An 18683-nucleotide genomic window follows, 5' to 3' on the forward strand; every position below is an offset into this window, starting at 1 on the left:
GCAGGCCGGCCCCTCGAGGCCGGCTTTTTTCAATGGCCCATTTGACCAACCCCTAACAAGGAACGAGACAGGTATGATGCACAATCCAGCACTGGATACACAGGCACTCGGCTTGGTGCCGATGGTCGTCGAGCAAAGTGGTCGCGGCGAACGCGCCTACGACATTTACTCGCGCCTCTTGAAAGAACGCGTGATTTTCCTGGTCGGTCCCGTCAACGACCAGATGGCCAACCTGATCGTCGCCCAGATGCTGTTCCTGGAAAGCGAAAATCCTGACAAGGATATCTCGCTCTACATCAACTCGCCGGGCGGATCGGTCTCGGCCGGCCTCGCGATCCTGGACACGATGAACTTCATCAAGCCCGACGTCTCGACGCTGTGCACGGGTCTGGCGGCCTCGATGGGCGCCTTCCTGCTGGCCGCCGGCGCCAAGGGCAAGCGTTTCTCGCTGCCGAACTCGCGCGTCATGATTCACCAGCCATCGGGCGGTTCACAGGGCATGGCCTCGGACATCGAAATCCAGGCCAAGGAAATCCTGTACCTGCGCGAGCGTCTGGCCCGCATCATGTCCGACAACACCGGCCAGAGCATCGAGCAGATCCACCGCGACACCGACCGTGACCGCTTCATGTCGGCCGAAGAGTCGGTGGAGTATGGGCTGATCGACAAGGTCCTCACGCACCGCGGTTAAGAAATTGCCCGAGCATCCAGCGCGATGTTGGAAAAAAACGCCCGGACGCGAACACGTTCGGGCGTTTGTTTTTTATTTCGGGTAGCATGTTCGCATGCGCGCCAGTTGCGCCCTTGGATTCGCCCTTGTTGCGTTTCCGGTTAAGCGTTATATTCATAGCAATTCAATAGAGTCCTGCCCCCATGTCAGAGAAAAAATCCTCCAGCGGCGAAAAACTGTTGTACTGCTCGTTCTGTGGAAAGAGCCAGCACGAAGTCAAAAAGCTGATCGCAGGACCGTCCGTGTTCATCTGCGATGAATGCATCGACTTGTGCAACGACATCATCCGCGATGAAACGTCGAACGTCGAAACGGTCACGGGCACCAAGTCCGACCTGCCGACGCCCCTTGAAATCACCGAACTGCTTGACCAGTATGTGATCGGTCAGCAAACGGCCAAGCGCATCCTGTCGGTGGCGGTGTACAACCACTACAAGCGCCTCAAGCACCTGGGCAAGAAAGACGAAGTCGAACTGGCCAAGAGCAACATCCTGCTGGTGGGCCCCACCGGCTCCGGCAAGACGCTGCTGGCCCAGACGCTCGCACGCATGCTGAACGTGCCGTTCGTGATCGCCGATGCGACCACGCTGACCGAAGCCGGCTACGTCGGCGAAGACGTCGAGAACATCATCCAGAAGCTGCTGCAGAGCTGCAACTATGAGGTGGAAAAGGCGCAGCGCGGCATCGTCTACATCGACGAGATCGACAAGATCTCGCGCAAGTCCGATAACCCGTCGATCACGCGCGACGTGTCGGGCGAAGGCGTGCAGCAGGCGCTGCTCAAGCTGATCGAAGGCACGATGGCGTCGGTGCCGCCGCAGGGCGGGCGCAAGCACCCGAACCAGGACTTCGTCCAGATCGACACGACCAACATCATGTTCATCTGCGGCGGTGCGTTCGATGGCCTGGCCAAGGTGATCCAGAACCGTTCAGTCAAGAGCGGCATTGGTTTTGGCGCCACGGTCAAGAGTCTCGATTCCGGCTACAACGCCGAGATCCTGCTCGAAGCCGAACCCGAAGACCTGATCAAGTTCGGCCTGATTCCCGAACTGGTCGGCCGTCTGCCCGTGGTGGCTGCCTTGTCCGAGCTGACCGAAGAAGCGCTGATCCAGATTCTGATCGAACCAAAGAATGCGCTGATCAAGCAATATTCGAAATTGCTGGAAATGGAAGGCGCAGAACTGGAGATTCGTCCGGCAGCGCTGCATGCAATTGCGAAGAAAGCACTGGCCCGTAAAACCGGCGCACGTGGCCTGCGTTCGATTCTCGAACATGCGCTGCTTGATGTAATGTATGAATTGCCAGGCCAGTCGAATGTCGTGAAAGTCGTGATCGATGAAAATACGATCACGAACGGCGCGAAACCTTTGCTGATTTACAGCGAAACGGCAAAAGCTTCGGGAGAAAACTGAAAAAAATCCGGGCGCAAGCGACAAATTGCTTGCCGCACGGATTCAACTCGGTACAATCAATCTCAATAAGAGATCCCGGCTTCATTCGAAAAGCCACTCGCGGTACGCCGTGTGGTGGCTTTTTCATTTTCCGAGAGTCTTTTATTGGAACGGCTATATGCTCTGACAAGTCGGTTTTCTTTTACTTACAGAATATATTTTTGCCGGACGGTCTTGTGTTTTGGCTGTCCAGTGCCCAAGTTCAGAACACGCTTTTTATAAGGTATGCCATGACAACTTCGAAATTAACCGAGCAAACGACGCTGCCACTTCTGCCGTTGCGCGATGTGGTTGTGTTCCCGCATATGGTGATACCTCTGTTCGTTGGCCGCCCTAAATCGATCAAGGCTCTGGAAGCCGCGATGGAGCAGGGCAAAAGCATCATGCTGGCCGCCCAGAAGGCCGCCGCCAAGGACGAACCGTCCGCCGCAGACATCTACGAGATCGGCTGCGTCGCCAATATTCTGCAGATGCTGAAACTCCCCGACGGCACCGTCAAGGTCCTGGTCGAGGGTTCGCAGCGCGCACGTATCGATACGATCAATGACGGCGCCACGCACTTCACGGCGCAACTGACGCCGGTCGAATCGGAAATCGGCGACGACTCCGAGGTCGAGGCGATGCGCCGCGCGATCGTGCAGCAGTTCGACCAGTACGTCAAACTCAACAAAAAGATTCCACCAGAAATCCTGGCCTCGCTCGCCGGCATCGATGACGCAGGCCGCCTGGCCGATACCGTCGCTGCGCACCTGCCGCTCAAACTCGAGCAGAAGCAGGTGATCCTGGAGATCTTCAACGTCGCCAAGCGCCTCGAGCACCTGCTCGGCCAGCTGGAAGGCGAGCTGGACATCCTGCAGGTCGAAAAGCGTATCCGTGGCCGCGTCAAGCGCCAGATGGAAAAGTCGCAGCGCGAGTACTACCTGAACGAGCAGGTCAAGGCGATTCAGAAAGAGCTGGGCGAGGGCGAAGAGGGTGCCGACATCGAGGAACTCGAAAAGAAAGTCGTCGCTGCCAAGATGCCGAAAGAAGCCATGGAAAAAGCCCAGGCCGAAATTCGCAAGCTCAAGCTGATGTCGCCGATGTCGGCCGAAGCCACCGTCGTGCGCAACTACATCGATACGCTGGTGTCGCTCCCATGGCGCAAGAAGTCGAAGGTCGCGATCGATCTGGCCAGCGCCGAAGCCGTGCTTGAACAGGATCACTATGGCCTGGACAAGATCAAGGAACGCATCCTGGAATACCTCGCAGTGCAACAGCGCGTCGACAAGCTGAAAGCGCCGATCCTGTGCTTCGTCGGTCCTCCGGGCGTCGGCAAGACATCGCTCGGCCAGTCCATCGCCCGCGCGACGAACCGCAAGTTCGTGCGCATGGCCCTGGGTGGCGTGCGTGACGAAGCCGAAATTCGTGGCCACCGCCGCACTTATATCGGTTCGATGCCGGGCAAGGTGCTGCAATCGCTGGCGAAAGTCGGCGTGCGCAACCCGCTGTTCCTGCTCGACGAGATCGACAAGATGGGCGCCGATTTCCGTGGCGATCCGTCGTCGGCCCTGCTCGAGGTGCTGGACCCGGAACAGAACCACACGTTCTCGGACCATTACCTGGAAGTGGACTTCGACCTGTCGGACGTGATGTTCGTGGCGACCTCGAACTCGTACAACATTCCGCCGGCGCTGCTGGACCGTATGGAAGTCATTCGTCTGTCGGGTTACACCGAAGACGAAAAGACCAGCATCGCGCTGCGCTACCTGTTGCCGAAGCAGTTGAAGAACAACGGCCTGAAGGAAGAGGAAATCAAGGTCGAAGAGACCGCGATCCGCGACATCATCCGTTACTACACCCGCGAAGCTGGCGTACGTTCGCTCGAGCGCGAAGTGTCGAAAATCTGCCGCAAGGTCGTCAAGATGCTGCTGCTGAAAAAGCCGGGTACCGGCGCCGACAAGCGCGTCATCGTCAACGGCAAGAACCTGGACAAGTTCCTGGGCGTGCGTCGCTATGACTTTGGTGTGGCCGAGAAAGACAACCAGGTCGGCCAGGTGGTCGGTCTGGCGTGGACCGAAGTCGGTGGCGATCTGCTGACGATCGAAGCCGTCAACGTGCCAGGCAAGGGCGCCATCATCCGCACCGGTACGCTGGGCGATGTGATGAAGGAATCGATCGAGGCAGCCCGCACCGTGGTGCGCAGCCGCGCCGCACGTCTCGGGATCAAGAACGAGGCGTTCGAGAAAGCCGACATCCACATCCACGTGCCGGAAGGCGCAACGCCGAAGGATGGTCCGTCGGCCGGTATCGGTATGACGACGGCGCTGGTCTCGGCCTTCACCGGCATCCCGGTGCGCGCCGATGTGGCGATGACGGGCGAGATCACGCTGCGCGGTGAAGTCCTGCCGATCGGTGGTTTGAAAGAGAAACTGCTGGCAGCGCACCGCGGTGGCATCAAGACGGTCTTGATTCCCGAGCAGAACGTGAAGGACCTGGCCGAGATTCCGGACAACGTCAAGAACAAGCTCGAGATCGTGCCGGTGCGCTGGATCGAGAAAGTGCTGGAGATCGCGCTGGAGCGTCAGCCGCAGCCGCTGGTGGAAGATCCTGCAGTGGCCGTCGCGCCAGCGCCGGTGGAAGCCAAGCCCGAAGTGGTCAAGCATTAAATCGTATCGAGCTGCTTGCAGCTTCCTGAAACAGGCGCCCGTGTGGCGCCTGTTTTTTTGGCTCAGTCAGCGTTATCTGTTGATGACACTGATGGCAATACTAAGCAATTGTTTTGGCGAAAGAATTCGCGCACCATCCAGCGCCCAGCGCCAGCCCAGATAATTGGGTAGATAGCGCGACGCGACGCCACGAAAGCCCTGCAGCCAGGTCTTGAAACGCTGGTGGTAGGCATTCACGTTCTGTACATGGATGGCAAGATTGCCTAGCCGCCTCGCACGCACCCCGGCGCGCAGATTGACCGTCTCGTGCGCGATCCGATGCTTGCGTGCAAAGGCGCGGTAGGCAGCATGGCTGTCACTGACCAGCAAGGCCTGCCGGTCGAGCCTGGGCAGCAAGTCGCGTTCGAGTTGCGCAGCCGTGAGCGCACCTCTGCCAGTCACGGCATCGATGGTGCGCCCCTCGCGATCGCGCGCGACCAGGATGCAGTCCAGTTCACTGGAAATGCCCCGTTCGGCAGCGCGGCCGCCGCGCCGACGCGCTGGCCGATGGAGCGTACGCGAACCTTTTTGTGATTCGAGCAGAAATGTTTCGTCAGCCTCGACGATGCCATTCAGGAGCGCGGGCCGGTCGAGCTTGACCCAACGCAGGAAGCGGTGTCGCCAGCGAAAGGCGGTGTTGCGGTGGACGCCGACCCGATCTGCGGCCTTACGCACGGGGAGTGAATCGAGCAGCACCTGCGAATACGCGAGCCATTTGGCCTTGTGCCTGAGCCGCGCCAGCGGCGTGCCGGTCAGGTCGTTAAAGGTGCGGCCGCAGGCACAGCAGCGGTAGCGCTGCAAGTCATTGGCGAACCCGTGCCGGTAGCAACGCGCGCTGCCGCATCTGGGGCAGCAGCGGCCTGGTGCTCTGACCTCATCGATGAGTGCAACCACCTGATCGAGCCCGGCTGCAGGATGCAGAGCATCGAGCACTTGCCGGCGCTGGGGCTGGTTCAGCGAAGGCAGTTTTGCGAACCAGCCCTTGAAACGCGGCGCTTTCATGATTGACTCCTGACCCGGGGACAGGAGTTGGACCACTGGAGCGCTCGTCAGTTCAAAGCTTGTCTCTATTTAACGCTGACTGCGCCTTTTTTTTGGCTGTCGCCATGGCGCGGCTTATGCCACAGATGAACCTGCGTTGACGCGGGCTCGCTTGACAGCGTCATGTTGCCCTTGTTTAATACGGCCTGCACTTTTGCAGCAGCGGCGCGTGTGCGTCACGAACGGGAAACGAGGGAACGAGTGAACAAGACAGAACTGATCGAAGAAATCGCGAAGTCCGCGGACATTACCAAGGCATCGGCAGCGCGTGCCCTCGACGCCGTCATCGACGCCGTGACCGAGACCCTGAAAAAGAATGACAGCGTTACCCTGGTCGGCTTTGGCACCTTCACGGTCGGCGAGCGCGCCGCACGCACTGGCCGCGATCCGCGCACCAAGGAGCCCATCAAAATCAAGGCCGCACGCGTCCCGAAATTTAAGGCTGGTAAAGCGCTGAAAGATGCTGTAAACTAATGCCTTCTTCGCGGTGACAAGCGAAGGAAAGCAGCAGGGGTTGTTGTGTAGTCCCTGATGTTCGTTGGTGTGTTTTTTGCTGGAGCGGTAGTTCAGTTGGTTAGAATACCGGCCTGTCACGCCGGGGGTCGCGGGTTCGAGTCCCGTCCGCTCCGCCACAAAAAACGCACAGACACCATGTCTGGAGCGGTAGTTCAGTTGGTTAGAATACCGGCCTGTCACGCCGGGGGTCGCGGGTTCGAGTCCCGTCCGCTCCGCCAGAATATAGTAGTATGGGATGCCTCACGGGGCAATCCCGCTAGAAGAGGCGAACGCGAGTTCGCCTTTTTTTTTTAACTTGTGCTGTTATTGCATTCTCAACCTTGAATGGCTGACCATGTTTGAATTTATTCGGAACAACAAGCGTTGGATGTACGGGATCCTGCTTCTTTTGATCGTCCCATCGTTCGTGTTTGTCGGTTTGGAGAGTTACCAGAGCAACGATGCCGGCACCCACGTCGCCACCGTTGGCGGCGAAAAGATCTCGCGCCAGGAGTGGGAAGATGCGCAGCGTCGCCAGATCGACCAGGCACGCCAGATGATGGGTGCCCAGTTCGACCAGAAGATGTTCGAAACGGCCGAAGCGAAGAAAACGATCCTGAATAATCTGGTCGGCGAACGCGCCATCAGCACCGAGATCGCCCGCTCGCACATGAACGTCAGCGATGCAACGCTGCAAAAGACCATCATGGAGATCCAGCAGTTCCGCCAGCCGGACGGTGGCTTCGACATGGAAGGCTACAAGGCCGCTCTGGCAGCGCAAGGCATGACGCCGGCGATGTTCGACCAGCGCCTGCGCCGCGACCTCACCGTGCAGCAGCTGACCGGCTCGATCCAGGCCACCGCGTTCGCACCGCGCAGCGTTGCAACGCGCCTGTCGAACATCAACGACCAGGAGCGTGAAGTGCAGGAGATCGTGTTCCCGATCGCGACCTACCTGCCGCAGGTGAAAGTCACCGATGCGATGGTCAAGGCGTACTACGACAAGAACGCAACGCTGTTCCAGATTCCGGAGCAGGTCAAGGCCGAATACGTCGTCTTTAACGCTGCCACCGTCGAAAATCAGGTGCAGGTGTCGGACGCCGAAATCAGCGACTTCTATAACAAGAACCTCAAGAACTACACGACGCCCGAGCAGCGCAGCGCCAGCCACATCCTGATCACGGTGGCCAAGGATGCAAAGCCAGCCGACCAGGCTGCGGCCAAGACGAAAGCGGAAGCCGTGCTGGCGCAAGTGCGCGCAGCCCCGGCCAATTTCGCCGCGATTGCCAAGGCCAATTCGCAAGACCCGGGCTCGGCCCAGGCTGGCGGCGATCTGGGCGTGGTCGAGAAGGGTCTGTTCGTCAAGTCGGTCGAAGACGCGATCTATGCGCTGAAAGAGGGCGAAACGAGCGGCCTGGTGCAGTCCGAATTCGGCTGGCACATCATCAAGCTGAACTCGATCAAGCCGGCCACGCAAAAGTCGCTCGACACTGCGCGTGAACAGATTGCAGGCGACCTCAAGAAGCAAAAGATGGCTTCCAAGTACACCGAGCTGGCTGGCGTGTTCACTGAGACCGCGTATGACCAGTCGGACAGCCTGAAGCCGGTGGCCGACAAGCTCAAGCTGCAGATCCAGACCGTCGACAACCTGACCCGCACGCCGAATCCGGCGCTGGGCGATGCACCGTTCAACAACGCCAAGTTCCTGACTGCGCTGTTCGGCAACGACGCACTGAAGAACAAGCGCAATACCGAAGCCGTCGAAGTCGCGCCAAGCGTGCTGGTGGCAGGTCGCGTCGTTGAACTGCGTCCGGCGGCCAAGCGTCCGCTGGCCGAGGTCGAGGCGCAGATTCGTCAGCGCGTGACGATCGAGGAAGCGGTGCGCCTGGCACGTCAGGCCGGCGAAGCCAAGCTGGCGGCAGCCAAGGCAGCGGGCGACGCAACCGGTTTCGGCGCTCCTGTAACGGTCTCGCGCACCACGAAGCCGACGATCAACCAGGCAGGTGCGATTGCTGTGCTCAAGGCTGATGCCACCAAGCTGCCGGCCTATGTCGGTGTCGATGTGCCGGGCCAGGGTTACGCGGTCTACCGCATCAACAAAGTCTCGCAGCCTGCGCAGCTCGATGCGGCGCGCCGCAAGCAGGAAGCTGATCAGATCGGCAACATGATGGGCCAGCAGCAGATGGTCGATTATGTCGAAGCGCTGAAGGTCAAGGCCAAGGCCAAGGTGACGGCCACGCCGTCGCAGCTGGGCACGAATACCGACGCGCAGTAAGTCGTCGCCCCTTCGTTCCCGATCGAAAAAAGCCCGGCTGCGCAAGCAGCCGGGCTTTTTTGCGATGTGCTTAACCGACCCGGCGGACGGCATCTGCAACACTGGACGGATCAGCTACTTTTACTCATGAAGGGACCGTTCCAATGACCACCGCCACCACGAGCCGTCAGCGCGCCCAGGACCTGGTTGCGCGCATGACCGAGGACGAGAAGTTCGCCTGGCTGTCCGGCCCGATGGCCATTCCTCTGACGGACGAGCTCAAAGCGCAGGGTGCCATCGGCTCGGCCGCGTTCTATCCTGGCATCCCGCGCCTGGGCATCCCCGCGATGCAGCAGGCCGACGCCAGTCTCGGGATCAGCAATATCGGCGGCGTGCGCCCGGGCGACCATGCGACGGGCCTGCCCAGCTCGCTGCTGTTGGGCGCGACCTTCAACCGCCAGCTGGCACACGACAGCGGCGCGCTGGTCGGACGCGAGGCGAAGGCCAAGGGCTTCAATGTACAGCTCGCAGGTGGCGCGAACCTGATCCGCGAACCGCGCGGCGGCCGCAACTTCGAATACATCAGCGAAGACCCGCTGCTTACCGGCGAACTTGCCGGCCACGCGGTCGCCGGCATCCAGGCCCAGGGCGTCGTCTCGACCGTCAAGCACTTCGTCGCCAATGGCCAGGAAACGGGCCGCGTGATGGTCAGCGCGAACCTGGCCGAAGCGGCGCTGCGCGAATCCGACCTGCTGGCGTTCCAGATCGCGATAGCGATCGGCAAGCCCGGCGCCGTCATGCCCGGCTACAACCTGGTCAATGGTCACTATGCGTCCGAAAACGCCTTCCTGCTGCAGCAGGTGCTCAAGGATGAATGGGGATACGCTGGCTGGGTCATGTCGGACTGGGGCGCCACGCATTCGACGGTCAAGGCGGCGCTGGCAGGCCTTGACGTGCAATCAGGCGCCAATCTCGACGACGCACATTATTTTGGCCAGGCCCTGCGCGATGCGGTACGTGACGGCCAGGTGCCGCAGTCGCGCATCGACGATATGGTGGCGCGTATCCTGACAAGCCTGATCGACGTCGGCGCACTCGACGCAGAGTCAATTGACGACCGCACGCAGCCGATCGACTTCAGTCAGCACAAGCTGATCGCGCAGCGCCAGGCCGAAGAAGGCATCGTGCTGCTCACCAACCGGAACGCGACGCTGCCGCTACCGCAGCGCCTGGCCCGGTTGCTCGTCGTCGGCGAGCATGCCGACCATGGCGTGCTGTGTGGCGGTGGTTCGTCGGCCGTGACGCCCATCGGCAGCCTGCAGCTGCCTGGCACCAGCATCATGGGGATGGACGTGGCCAAGGTCGTCCAGCCATCGTCGCTTATCACCGCAATCAAAGAGGAAAGTGCCGCACGCGACGTTGTGTTCGTCGACGGCACCGATCGCCAGCAGGTACTGGACGAAGCGCGCAAGGCCGATGCGGTGATCGTGTTTGCGCAGGAGTGGCGCTCGGAAGGTCTCGATGCCGTGGGTCTCTCACTGCCCGACGACCAGGATGCGTTGATCGAGGCCATCGCCGGCGTCAACCCGGCAACGATCGTCGTCATCCAGTCGGGCGGCCCCGTCACGATGCCGTGGCGTGACAGCGTGGCCGCGATCCTGGCGGCCTGGTACCCGGGATCCGGCGGCGGGCCGGCCGTGGCGGGTGTGCTGTTCGGGCGCATCAATCCCTCGGGCCGGTTACCTGTGACGTTCCCGGCCAGCGAGGCGCAGTTGCCGCGCCCCGCGCAGATCGATCCGGAAACGACGACGTCCAACCCGGCCACGCCGCGCAAGGGCGGCATCATCGCGCTCGACTACGATATCGACGGGTCGGATGTCGGCTACCGCTGGTTCGCGCGCGAAGGCCACGAGCCGCTGTTTCCGTTCGGGTTCGGCTTGTCGTACACGACGTTTGCACTGAGCGGTCTGCACGTGAATGTCGACGGGCGTTACACCGCGAGCGTTGCGGTGGCCAATACCGGCGCGCGTACGGGCGCGGTCGTCGTGCAGATCTATGTCGCCAAACCCGGCCCCGACGGCTTCGTGAAGCGCCTGGCCGGGTTCACCAAAACGGTATTGGCAGCTGGAGAGCGCGCCAGCGTCGAGATCGACCTCGAGCCGCGCATCCTTGCACGCTACCGTGTGGGCGGCGACGCGCCGGGCTTCGTCATCGAGCCCGGCAACTACCGTGTGTGGGCGGCGCAGCACGCCGGCGACGACGCGCTCTGGCAGGATGTCTCGATCGACGAGGCCCGCCGCATCGCCCCGTAGCCTCAGGCCGTCGCGTCGTGCAGGCGCCGCGCCGCGGCCAGGAAATCGCCGGTGCCAATATCGGCCAGTTCCACCACCTGCGCCTGCGGATACTGGACGAAGTTGCGGTCGATCGAGCGCAGGTAGGCCGGGTCGTAGTGCTGCACCAGCAGCTCATCGACCAGCGCCGGCAGCGCGCCGCCTTGCGCCATCGCCTGCCAGTCACCGATCTTCGCGCGGCCATGCACCAGCGTCAGGTGCGTCAGCTGATCGGCCAGCACGGACGGATCGGCGCAGAAGTGCTGGTAGTCTTCCATCAGCAGGCGCACGCGCGCGGGGCGCGCCAGTTGCAGGTCGATGCAGGGCGCCGCGCGCATGCGCACCATCACCGCATCCGGCACGCGCAGGTTGCCGACCTTCTTGCTCTCGGCTTCGACGAACACGGGGCGGGTCAGGTCGAAGCTGCGCAGCTTGGCCAGCACCCGCGTCTCGAACATCTTCTGGCTTGGCTGTGGTTCGTTCGGCAAGTGGCCCAGCACCGAGCCGCGGTGCGCGGCCAGTTGTTCCAGGTCGAGCACCTGCGCCCCGATGCCGTCGAGCGTTTCGAGCAGGCGGCTCTTGCCGCTGCCGGTAGGGCCGCAGACGACGCGGAAATCGACGGCAGGCGGCTCGGCCAGCGCCGCGCTGACCCACGCGCGGTAATTCTTGTACCCGCCGTCGAGCTGCGCCACGGGCCAGCCGATGCGCGCCATGATCAGCGCCATCGCGCCACTGCGGTTGCCGCCGCGCCAGCAATACACCAGCGGGCGCCAGTCGCGCGGCTTGTCGTGAAACAGCGTGTCGATGTGGTGCGCGATATTGCGCGCGATGATCGGCGCGCCGGCCTTCTTGGCGTCGAATGCGCTGGTCTGCTTGTACAGCGTCCCGACCAGGATGCGTTCGTCGTTGTTCAGCACCGGGCAGTTGATCGCGCCGGGGATATGGTCGAGTGCGAATTCGGCTTCGCTGCGCACGTCGATGATGGCGTCGAATTCACCGAGGCGCGGGAGCAGGGCGTCGAACCCTGCGACTTCCGGGTACTTCATGGTTGCTTCACCATTTTCTCGAACGTCGGCCAGATATTGTTCAGGATGATCGGATGCGCCTGCGCGGTCGGATGCAGGCGGTCTTGCTGGAACAGGGCCGGCTTGTCGGCCACGCCTTCAAGCATGAACGGCACCAGCGGCGACTTCGTCGACGTCGCCACGGTCTGGAACATGCCGAAGAAGCGCTCGGTGTAGGCGCGCCCGTAGTTCGGCGGCATGCGCATGCCCACCAGCAGCACGCGTGCTTTTTGCGCCTGCGCTGCGGCGATCATCGCGCGCAGGTTCGCTTCGGCCGACGGCACGGGCAAGCCGCGCAGGCCGTCGTTGGCGCCCAGTTCAATCACGACCAGGTCCGGCTTGTGCTGGCCCAGCAGGGCGGGCAGGCGCGCCTTGCCGCCGCTGGTGGTCTCGCCGCTGATGCTGGCGTTGACGACCTTCGCGTCGATTTTTTCGCTCTTCATTTTTTGTTCGAGCAGCGCGACCCAGCCGGCGCCACGGGCGATGCCGTATTCGGCCGACAGGCTGTCGCCCACCACGAGGACGGTTTTTGGTGCAGAATAAGCGTTCGCCGTCGCCGCCAGGGACAGACTCAATCCCAGTGCAGCGCCGACAATTAATTTACCGAGAACTGCGTTCTTAAGAAAAGCAAGCATGCGTGATCATCCCGAGGCATTCAAAAATGACGTCACTGACGTCGGTGTAATGACAGGCCGGCCGCCCGCAATTGAAGTCAGCGGCTTGTCGAAGAAGGTCGCAGACGCCAGCGGCGAGCTGACCATCCTGCAAGAGATTGATTTTACCGTGCAACCGGCAGAGACGCTCGCGCTCGTCGGCGCTTCCGGCTCCGGCAAGTCGACGCTGCTTGGCCTGCTGGCAGGCCTGGACACGCCATCGTCCGGCACCGTGCGCCTCGATGGCACCGACATCTTCGCGCTCGATGAAGACGGTCGCGCTGCGTTTCGCAAGGCCAAGCTGGGCTTCGTGTTCCAGTTGTTCCAGTTGCTCACGCACCTGAACGCGCTCGAGAACGTGATGCTGCCACTCGAATTGCGGGGCGAATCCGGTGCACGCGAAAAGGCGGCCGACATGCTGGGCCGCGTCGGCCTGGGCAGCCGCCTGAAGCACTATCCCAAGTTTCTGTCAGGCGGTGAGCAGCAGCGCGTTGCGCTGGCGCGTGCTTTTGTCACGCAGCCGCCGCTGCTGTTTGCCGACGAACCCACCGGCAGCCTCGATGCGGCCACCGGCGAATCGATCATTGGACTGATGTTCGAACTCAATCGCGAGCGCGGCTCGACGCTGGTGCTGGTCACGCACGATCCTGGCATGGCCGCGCGTTGCGGCCGGACGATCACGATCGCCGCCGGCCGCCTCGTCAAATAAATAATCAGCTGCCTGCGCGCACCTGCGCGTTGAGTACCTTGCGCATCGCCGCCGGCAGCTCGCCGGCGGTCAGGCCGATCGGCCCCACGCCATCTTCCACCAGCGCGTCGGCTGCTGCGCCATGCAGCCAGGCCGCCGCTGCTGCGGCTTCCTTGCCCGGCCAGCCCTGCGCCAGCAGGGCGCCGCAGATCCCTGCCAGCACGTCGCCACTGCCTGCCGTGGCCAGACCCGCGTTGCCGGTCGGGTTGATTAGCACCGCGCCATCGGGTCCTGCGATCACGGTGCCCGACCCCTTGAGAATCACGACTGCATCCATGCGCTGCGCCAGTTCGCGGGCGCTGGCCAGGCGGTCAGCCTGCACCACCGACACCGTCATGCCCAGCATGCGCGCCGCTTCCAGCGGGTGCGGCGTGAGCACGCTTGGGGCGCTCCGCTGTGCCAGCCGTGCCTGCAGGTCGGGGCTGGCGCCGACCAGGTTCAGCGCGTCGGCGTCCAGCACCAGCGGGCAGTCGCTGTCGAGCGCCTTGGCCACCAGCCGCATTGCATCGACCGAGTCGCCCATGCCCGGCCCGAGCACCAGCGTGCGGCCAAACAGATCCAGGTCGTCGGCCGCGCGGAACATGATTTCGGGCTGGCTGCTGTCGTAGCCGGGCGGCGTGTTGAGCGCCGCAACATACACGCGCCCCGCGCCGGCATACAGCGCGCCGCGCGCGGCCAGCACCGGTGCACCGGCCATGCCGTGCGCGCCGCCGATCACAGCGACGTCGCCAAAGCTGCCCTTGTGCGAGTTCTGGCGGCGCGCCGCGAAGCAGTGCGCAAACGCCGGCAGCCCGTTCATCGATGCCGATGTGGGCGTCGCGCCCGTATCCACGCCGAGCGTGTCCACGCGCACCGTACCCGCGTGATCGCGCCCGTCGGCCGTATGCAGGCCCGGCTTGTCGGCGATGAACGTGATCGTGTGCGTGGCGCGCACCGCGATGCCGTCCGGGCCGATGACGGCGCCCGTGTCGGCGTCCAGACCGCTCGGCACATCCAGCGCCAGGACCGGACAGCGCAGGCCGTCCAGGCCCGCAACCACGTCGCGGTACTCGCCGGCGAGCGCGCGCGTCAGGCCGATGCCGAACAAGCCGTCGACGACGAGCGCCCACTGGCCATCGGGCGGCAGCATGTCGAGCCAGCCGACCGTGCCGGAACGCGCGCGCTCGTAAGCCACAGCGGTTTCGCTCGATGCGTCGTCGTTGCCGTCGCCCGGCAAGTGCAGTACGGTGGCGTTGACGCCGGCTTCGGCCAGGTTGGCCGCCACCTCGAGTGCATCGCCGCCATTGTTGCCAGGGCCGGCCAGCACCAGCACCGGCGCGCCACGCAGGCCATCCGGAGATGCACCCGCTGATGCGCGCAATAACTCGAGCGCGTAGTCGGCGGCGGCCTTGCCGGCACGGGTCATCAAGGTGCCCGGCGCCAGCGTGCTGCTGGCCGCGTGTTCGATGGTGCGCAGCTGCGCGACGGTGTAGAGAGGGTATGCCATGGTTGTTTGCGTGAATGAGAATGCGACCATTGTCGTGCATTCGCGCCAACGTTGGCGCGCCGTCCGCACTACAATGGCTGCCATCATCTGGTCAGCACAGGGAGTGAGTATGGATTGGCAGTTCTGGATCGACCGTGGCGGCACATTCACCGATATCGTGGGGCGCCGCCCGGATGGGCAACTCGTCACGCACAAGCTCCTGTCCGAGCACCCCGAACAGTACCGCGACGCAGCGGTTGCCGGCATCCGTCACCTGCTCGGCGTCGCGGCAGGTGCGCCGCTGCCGGCGGCCGGCATCGAGGCGGTCAAGATGGGCACGACCGTGGCCACCAACGCGCTGCTCGAGCGCAAGGGCGAGCCGACCGTGCTGGCCATCACGCGCGGCTACCGCGACGCACTGCGCATCGCCTATCAGAACCGGCCACGCCTGTTCGACCGCCACATCGTGCTGCCCGAGCTGCTGTATGCGCAGGTGATCGAGATCGATGAACGCGTCGGCGCGCACGGCGACGTCGTGCAGCCGCTCGATGAAGCGGCCACGCGGGCCAGCCTGCAGGGGGCGTTCGACGCCGGCCTGCGCTCGCTGGCGATCGTCTTCATGCACGGCTACCGCTACACGGCGCATGAAGCGGCCGTGGCCAGGATCGCGCGTGCGATCGGCTTCACGCAAGTGTCGGTCTCGCACGAAGTGAGCCCGATGATGAAGCTCGTCGCGCGCGGCGACACCACGGTGGTCGATGCCTACCTGTCGCCGATCCTGCGCCGCTACGTCGACCAGGTGGCTGACGAACTGCCCGGTGTGAACCTGCAGTTCATGCAGTCCAATGGCGGCCTGACGGATGCGCGCGCATTCCAGGGCAAGGACAGCATCCTGTCCGGCCCCGCCGGCGGCATCGTCGGCATGGTGCGCGCGAGCCGGCAGGCCGGCTTCGAGCGCGTGATCGGCTTCGACATGGGGGGCACGTCCACCGACGTCTCGCACTTCGCGGGCGAGTTCGAGCGGGTGTTCGAAACCCAGGTTGCCGGCGTGCGCATGCGCGCGCCGATGATGAGCATCCACACCGTGGCCGCTGGCGGCGGTTCGATCCTGCACTTCGACGGCAGCCGCTATCGTGTGGGGCCGGACAGCGCCGGCGCCAATCCCGGCCCGGCCAGCTACCGGCGCGGCGGCCCGCTCGCGGTCACCGACTGCAACGTCATGCTCGGCAAGGTGCAGGCCGATTATTTCCCGCGCCTGTTCGGCGCGCGTGGCGATGAAGCGCTGGACGTGGCCACCGTGCGCCGCCGCTTCGACGCGTTGGCCGACGAAATCGGCGCGGCGACCGGTGAACGACCCGCACCGGAAGCGGTGGCCGAAGGCTTCATCGCGATCGCGGTGGGTAATATGGCCAATGCGATCAAGCAGATCTCGGTGCAGCGCGGCCACGACGTCACCGACTATGTGCTCACCAGTTTCGGCGGCGCCGGTGGCCAGCATGCGTGCCTCGTGGCCGATGCCCTTGGCATGCAGACGGTGTTCATCCACTCGCTCGCTGGCGTGCTGTCGGCCTATGGCATGGGCCTGGCCGACCAGAGCGCGATGCGCGAGCAGGCCGTCGAAGAGCGCCTGGCAGATGCGGTACTGCCGGCACTGGCCGAACGTCTCGGCGTGCTGGGCGAAGCTGCGCGCGCGCAGTTGCAGGCGCAGGGCGTGGCGCCCGAGCGCATCGCGCTCGTCGAACGCGTGCACCTGCGCTATGAGGGCACCGACTCGGCGCTCGTGGTGCTTGCGGGCGACATGGCAGGGATGACGGGGCAGTTTGAAGAAGCCTACAAACGCCGCTATTCGTTCCTGATGCCGGCACGCGCGCTGATCGTCGAAGCGGTGTCGGTCGAGGCCATCGGCCAGGCCGATGCACCGGCCGAGCAACTGGTGGCGACGACCGCCCCAAGCGGCGAAGCGGCCCCGCAGGACACCCTGCGCATGTACAGCGCTGGCCGCTGGCACGACACCGGTGTCTACGCGCGCGGCGCCCTGCTGCCGGGGCACGCGGTGCGCGGCCCGGCGATCATCGCCGAAGACAATGCGACCACGGTCGTCGAGCCGGGCTGGGAAGCGCGCGTGACGCCGTATGGCCATCTGGTGCTGCAGCGCGTGGAAGCCTTGCCCGAACGGCGCGCGATTGGCACCACGGCCGATCCGGTGATGCTCGAGATCTTCAACAACCTGTTCATGTCGATTGCCGAGCAGATGGTCCTGCGTCTGCAGAACACGGCGCACTCGGTCAACATCAAGGAACGGCTGGACTTCAGCTGCGCGATCTTCGACCAGGACGGCAACCTGGTGGCCAACGCGCCGCACATGCCGGTGCATCTGGGCTCGATGGGCGAGAGCATCAAGACCGTGATGCGCGAGAACGCCGGTCGCATGCATGCGGGCGACGTCTACATCCTGAACGACCCGTACAACGGCGGCACGCACCTGCCCGACGTGACGGTGATCTCGCCCGTGTTCGACGAAGCGGGCGCCGAGATCCTGTTCTACGTCGGCTCGCGCGGCCACCACGCCGACATCGGCGGCACCACGCCCGGCTCGATGCCGCCCGACTCGAGCCACATCGAGCAGGAGGGTGTCCTGATCAACAATTTCAAGTTGATCGACGGGCAGGACGGCGTGCTGCGCGAAGACGCGGCGCGCGCGCTGCTGGTGGGCGCGCGCTACCCGGCCCGCAATCCCGACCAGAACCTGGCAGACCTGCGCGCGCAGGTGGCCGCCAACCAGAAAGGCGTCGAAGAGCTGCACAAGATGGTCGCCCACTTTGGCCTGGACGTCGTGCGCGCCTATATGGGCCACGTGCAGGACAACGCCGAAGAGGCGGTGCGGCGCGTGATCTCGGCGCTCAAGGATGGCAGCTTCCACTACCAGCTCGATAACGGCGCGCACATCGACGTCGCGATTCGCGTGGACGCTGCCGCGCGCAGTGCGGAGATCGACTTCACCGGTACATCGGGCCAGCTGCCGAACAATTTCAACGCGCCGTCGGCCGTGTGCATGGCGGCCGTGCTGTACGTGTTCCGCACGCTGGTCGACGATGAGATTCCGCTCAACGCCGGCTGCCTGAAACCACTGAAGGTGATCATTCCGTCCGGCTCGATGCTCAATCCGCACTATCCGGCATCGGTCGTGTCGGGCAATGTCGAAACCTCGACCTGCATCACCAATGCGCTGTACGGCGCGCTGGGCGTGATGGCGGCGGCGCAGGGCACGATGAACAACTTCACGTTCGGTAACGAGCGCTACCAGTATTACGAGACCATCTCGGGTGGCTCCGGCGCGGGCGACGGTTTCAACGGTACCGACGTGGTCCAGACCAATATGACCAACTCGCGCCTGACCGATCCCGAAATCCTCGAGTTCCGCTTCCCCGTGCGGCTCGAACGGTACGAGATCCGGCCCGGTTCAGGCGGGGCGGGGCGCTGGCATGGCGGGAATGGCGGCGTGCGCCGCATGCGCTTTTTAGAGCCGATGACGGCGGCGATCCTGTCGAACAACCGGATTCACGCGCCGTTCGGCATGGCCGGTGGCGCGGACGCAGAGCGTGGCCGGAACAGCGTCGAACGCGCTGACGGCCGCGTCGAGCAGGTGGGCCATATCGGCAAGATCGACATGGCCGCCGGCGACGTGTTCGTCATCGAGACGCCGGGCGGCGGCGGTTACGGCAAGTCGTAGGATGGGGTGGCATATTGTGGCCGGACCGATCGCCCTGT

Annotated in this window: 12 protein-coding genes and 2 tRNA genes; 10 read left to right on the forward strand and 4 right to left on the reverse strand. The window is 63.7% G+C overall.

Annotated features, from left to right (window positions below; all coding sequences use genetic code 11):
- Positions 1–73 precede the first annotated feature (73 nt).
- From clpP to lon, 3 genes are all read left to right on the forward strand, one after another.
- Positions 74–691 (forward strand): ATP-dependent Clp endopeptidase proteolytic subunit ClpP, encoded by a 618-nt coding sequence (gene clpP, locus ACZ0AJ_RS07840; protein ID WP_307732379.1) that lies wholly within the window; start codon positions 74–76, stop codon positions 689–691.
- Positions 692–873: 182 nt separating this feature from the next.
- On the forward strand, positions 874–2142 hold the full coding sequence (gene clpX / locus ACZ0AJ_RS07845; protein WP_499453701.1) for an ATP-dependent Clp protease ATP-binding subunit ClpX: 1269 nt from the start codon (positions 874–876) through the stop codon (positions 2140–2142).
- A 269-nt stretch (positions 2143–2411) separates the two neighbouring features.
- The gene (lon, locus tag ACZ0AJ_RS07850) at positions 2412–4826 is read left to right on the forward strand and encodes an endopeptidase La (protein WP_183552144.1); all 2415 of its coding nucleotides are present in this window, start codon (positions 2412–2414) and stop codon (positions 4824–4826) included.
- 72 nt (positions 4827–4898) lie between these two features.
- Here the strand turns inward: lon and ACZ0AJ_RS07855 are convergent, their stop codons facing one another.
- On the reverse strand, positions 4899–5867 hold the full coding sequence (locus tag ACZ0AJ_RS07855) for an IS1595 family transposase (RefSeq protein ID WP_499453703.1): 969 nt from the start codon (positions 5865–5867) through the stop codon (positions 4899–4901).
- Between the two features lie 240 nt (positions 5868–6107).
- On the opposite strand from ACZ0AJ_RS07855, the gene ACZ0AJ_RS07860 reads away from it, so the two are divergent.
- The 5 genes from ACZ0AJ_RS07860 to ACZ0AJ_RS07880 all read left to right on the forward strand — a co-directional run bounded on the left by ACZ0AJ_RS07860 (position 6108) and on the right by ACZ0AJ_RS07880 (position 10967).
- Positions 6108–6380 carry an HU family DNA-binding protein gene (locus ACZ0AJ_RS07860; protein WP_332532657.1) on the forward strand — a complete coding sequence of 91 codons (273 nt, stop codon included), beginning with the start codon at positions 6108–6110 and terminating at the stop codon, positions 6378–6380.
- Positions 6381–6461: 81 nt separating this feature from the next.
- Positions 6462–6538 (forward strand) — tRNA-Asp (locus ACZ0AJ_RS07865).
- Between the two features lie 25 nt (positions 6539–6563).
- A tRNA-Asp gene (locus ACZ0AJ_RS07870) sits at positions 6564–6640 on the forward strand.
- Positions 6641–6756: 116 nt separating this feature from the next.
- Positions 6757–8676 (forward strand): SurA N-terminal domain-containing protein, encoded by a 1920-nt coding sequence (locus ACZ0AJ_RS07875; RefSeq protein ID WP_499453707.1) that lies wholly within the window; start codon positions 6757–6759, stop codon positions 8674–8676.
- A gap of 143 nt (positions 8677–8819) precedes the next feature.
- Positions 8820–10967, forward strand: coding sequence for a beta-glucosidase (locus ACZ0AJ_RS07880; RefSeq protein WP_499454449.1), 2148 nt, complete (start codon positions 8820–8822; stop codon positions 10965–10967).
- Between the two features lie 2 nt (positions 10968–10969).
- Here ACZ0AJ_RS07880 and mnmH read toward each other — a convergent pair whose 3' ends face one another.
- On the reverse strand, positions 10970–12031 hold the full coding sequence (mnmH, locus tag ACZ0AJ_RS07885; RefSeq protein ID WP_499453709.1) for a tRNA 2-selenouridine(34) synthase MnmH: 1062 nt from the start codon (positions 12029–12031) through the stop codon (positions 10970–10972).
- The gene (locus ACZ0AJ_RS07890; protein ID WP_499453711.1) at positions 12028–12684 is read right to left on the reverse strand and encodes an arylesterase; all 657 of its coding nucleotides are present in this window, start codon (positions 12682–12684) and stop codon (positions 12028–12030) included. The genes mnmH and ACZ0AJ_RS07890 overlap by 4 nt, the downstream gene beginning before the upstream one ends.
- 49 nt (positions 12685–12733) lie before the next feature.
- Between ACZ0AJ_RS07890 and ACZ0AJ_RS07895 the strand changes: the two genes are divergently transcribed.
- On the forward strand, positions 12734–13411 hold the full coding sequence (locus ACZ0AJ_RS07895) for an ABC transporter ATP-binding protein (RefSeq protein ID WP_499456759.1): 678 nt from the start codon (positions 12734–12736) through the stop codon (positions 13409–13411).
- 4 nt (positions 13412–13415) lie between these two features.
- Here the strand turns inward: ACZ0AJ_RS07895 and ACZ0AJ_RS07900 are convergent, their stop codons facing one another.
- Positions 13416–14936, reverse strand: a complete 1521-nt coding sequence (locus ACZ0AJ_RS07900) for an NAD(P)H-hydrate dehydratase (RefSeq protein WP_499453713.1) — start codon at positions 14934–14936, stop codon at positions 13416–13418.
- Positions 14937–15045: 109 nt separating this feature from the next.
- Here ACZ0AJ_RS07900 and ACZ0AJ_RS07905 point away from each other — a divergent pair, with 109 nt between their 5' ends.
- A complete protein-coding gene (locus ACZ0AJ_RS07905; RefSeq protein ID WP_499453714.1) occupies positions 15046–18645 on the forward strand; it encodes a hydantoinase B/oxoprolinase family protein in 3600 nt (1199 codons plus the stop codon).
- Positions 18646–18683: the final 38 nt, after the last annotated feature.

This window comes from Telluria sp. AC161, assembly GCF_979258535.1.